This is a genomic window from Roseomonas sp. E05 (assembly GCF_030063475.1).
GTDB lineage: Bacteria > Pseudomonadota > Alphaproteobacteria > Acetobacterales > Acetobacteraceae > Pseudoroseomonas.
Genome location: NZ_JASIRT010000077.1, coordinates 1 through 2,958 on the forward strand (window position 1 = coordinate 1; position 2,958 = coordinate 2,958).

General features: G+C 65.0%; 1 protein-coding gene and 2 pseudogenes. 1 reads left to right on the forward strand and 2 read right to left on the reverse strand.

The window, feature by feature from the left end:
* Window positions 1-150: 150 nt before the first annotated feature.
* On the reverse strand, window positions 151-1,836 hold the full coding sequence (locus tag QMO56_RS26645) for a hypothetical protein (RefSeq protein WP_283530659.1): 1,686 nt from the start codon (window positions 1,834-1,836) through the stop codon (window positions 151-153).
* Window positions 1,837-2,254: 418 nt separating this feature from the next.
* Here QMO56_RS26645 and QMO56_RS26650 point away from each other — a divergent pair.
* Window positions 2,255-2,882 (forward strand): annotated as a pseudogene (locus QMO56_RS26650) (IS5 family transposase); the annotation flags it as partial.
* On the opposite strand, the pseudogene QMO56_RS26655 reads toward QMO56_RS26650, so the two are convergent.
* Window positions 2,824-2,958: pseudogene (locus QMO56_RS26655) on the reverse strand (IS5/IS1182 family transposase); the annotation flags it as partial. The pseudogenes QMO56_RS26650 and QMO56_RS26655 sit on opposite strands and share 59 nt — an antisense overlap.

The window sequence follows — 2,958 nt, forward strand, 5'->3', positions numbered from 1 at the left end:
GGGCATTGGGGTGGATCTGGAGCATGCCTCAGCTTCCTCCCGGCACGGTGCCCTTCAGGCGCGCGAAGCGGTAGGCGTACTCTACGATAGCCCGCCCGACCGGCTCCCAACAATGTCCCACGACCAGACAGCGGCTGCGAAAGGCGATGTTCAGAACAGGATATCTTCGAGAATATCCTCTGCCGCGCTTGCCACTGGGCCATCACTGCCACTCAGCCGCGCCTGTACCTGGCGTTCGCTTGCCATCGTGTAATTAGCTCCTGCTGGCATCAGGTGCCGGACGGTAGCAAGAGCCGCTTCATCCGGAGGGGGGGCGCCAGCCAGCGTGATGAGTTTCTCCGCAGCCATCCGCAACATGGCAGGTACGTCAGCAACGACCAAATTGGCTGCCGCGGCTCGCAAAGCAGCCGCGGCCTCGCCACCTTCTGCTTCCAGCGTCGCCAGGGCATGAGTGATCTGAAGCCTCACAGCCTGAAGCTTCTCCATGGCACCCGACATCAGGCCGTCAAGGTGCTCAAGTGCCGCTTCCTCGTGGGTTGGCTGGCGCGCGGCGCGGTCCTGTGCCAGCTCCGTGATGCTGGTCAGTTCCTGTGTAAGCAGCGCCACGATCTGCGTAGTCTGATCGGCGCAGGTACGGAGTTCCCTCGCGATGGTGAGCAAGGTACGGCCGGCATCGTGCAACCGGCCAGACTTGAGCGTCATATTCAGGCTCATGAGTCGCAGATCGGTTTCAACCTCCCCTACCGTCTTGATATGGCCTGCCAGTTGCGCCACGGCTATGGCGATGCCCCGCACCATTCCGTCCACGGTAGCCTGCGCTGCCCGAAAGTCCCGAAGCAGCGTCAAAGCCTGACGAACGTTCTCCTCCAGAGGCCCAAGAAAGCTGTCACGCCGCGCCCCTGCGCCATAGGCCTCACTACCCACGGCGCAGATGTGCCGTGCGTCCTGCGCCATAGCATTTAAAGCAGCATCAACGCGTTGCACCTGCGCCGCATGATCTTCCGCCGCGCTGAGCAACTGAGCCGCCTGAAGATGGCAGACATGTGCCAGCACAAGTGCCTGTTCCGATGCCTCCTTAGGAGCATCGTGGCTGATGAGCACGACCAGTGCCGCCTCCACATGCTCCACGCGCTGGCGCGTGCTATCCGCAATTTGTAGCGCCACGATCGACTCCGCCACCTGCCGGGCAATGGCGGCCGAGCGCGCACGGACCTCGGTGGAAGTATCGGCCCCGGCGTGCAACCGCCGCTCGACCGCAGCTGTGCTCTCAGCCAGCCAGATGGGAATGCTCTGCAGCGCTTCGGCTTGCTGGCGCGCGAAGCTGTCCTGCTGAGTGAGGCCAGACCGGACGCTCTCCAGTAGCCGCGTCGCCGCCTGTTGGAACTCACCCAAGCTGCTACGGGAAAGCTCGAACAGGCGCACGATCTCGTCGGTGAAGGTAACGAAATCCTCACGCGTCTCGTGAAGGGCGGAGGCGCAGACTTTCGCTGAGGCGGTGAGCATGCCCACTGCCCGCACCGTGCCGCTGAGTTGGTTCAGGGCGCCTGCGATAGCCGCAAGCTGGCGATGCATCCTTTCGAGCATGTTGCGTTCTGATCGCAGGACTGCCGCAATGCCGCAGACCTGTCCAGCGGCCTGCTCAAACCGGCCCATGACCTCAGCAAGCTGCGGGCCGCGAAGCTGTTCCTCCAGCGCTTCAAAGCAGCAGCCCAGTCCACCTAGCGCGCTCGTTGCACGCTCCAGTTGCCGCCCTGTCGCAGTGAAATTTGCCTCCAGAGGCGAGTAGGCATCCCGCAAGCTGGAAGCAATGGCCATCAAGCTGGCGCGTTGGATCATGGCGGGCTTCATCTCCTGCAGAACGGCGTAATGCCGCCCGGATTCTGTCATCGAAGGGTTCAAGATTCCTAACCACTCCCCCCTAGCGGTGCCTCGCTCCCGGCAGATCGGCAAGGATGCAGCCTGCAGTGATGGTGAGGGAACCTTCGGCGCTGGAGGATTTGGCGCCGTGCGGCCCAGCGGAAGGCTCTGCTACGGCAGCTCGACCGGCGGGCAGGATGTACGCGTTCGCAGTGGTTAACTTGCCTTTCAAGGCCTGAAAGCCAATGGAGTTCTGCCAATCTGAAGGATATGGTTAAACTTCGGCTTTTGGATGAGCCTTGGCCAATTCTCGAGCCGCAGCTGCTGCCCCTGGCAGGGCCGCATCGGGCGAGCCTAAAAGCACCTAACGAAACCTGTTGAGCGGCGTTGTTGGGGTATGGCGAAGCCCCTTGTTCCCGATGATCTCGGGGCGGCGGTCGAGCCGCTGCTGCCGCCTGAGCGGCCCAAGCCGCAGGGCGGGCGCCCTCGGCTGCCGGAGCGAGCTGCCCTGACCGGCCTCGTGTTCGTGCTCACCACCGGGACAGCCTGGGAACGGCTGCCGGTGGAGATGGGCTGCGGGTCCGGCATGACGTGTTGGCGCCGGTTGCGGGACTGGCAGGCAGCCGGCGTGTGGAGCCGCCTGCACCGGGTGCTGCTGGAGCGCCTTCAGGCGGCAGAGGCCATCGACTGGTCACGGGCCGCGCTCGACAGCGCCAGCATTGGCGCCAAAAGGGGGGTGCGGAGATCGGCTCGAACCCGACGGACCGCGCAAGCCCGGTACCAAGCGCCACCTTGTCATGGACGCTCGCGGAACGCCGCTTGGCCTGACACTCAGCGGCGCCAACCGGCACGACAGCCGCATGTTGGCCGCCACGCTGGATGCTGTGCCGCGTGTCCGGATTGGCGGCCCTGGCCGGCCCCGTCGCAGGCCGCGCAAGCTGCACGCCGACAAGGCTTATGATCACCGCCGCTGCCGACAGGAATGCCGCGCCGGGCGATCCGTGGGACGATGCCGCGCGCCCGGCCCTCCTGGCGGCAGCGGCGGTGATCATGGCCTTTGTCGGCGTGCAGCTTGGCGGGCCGGCGGCGCGGACGGCCCCG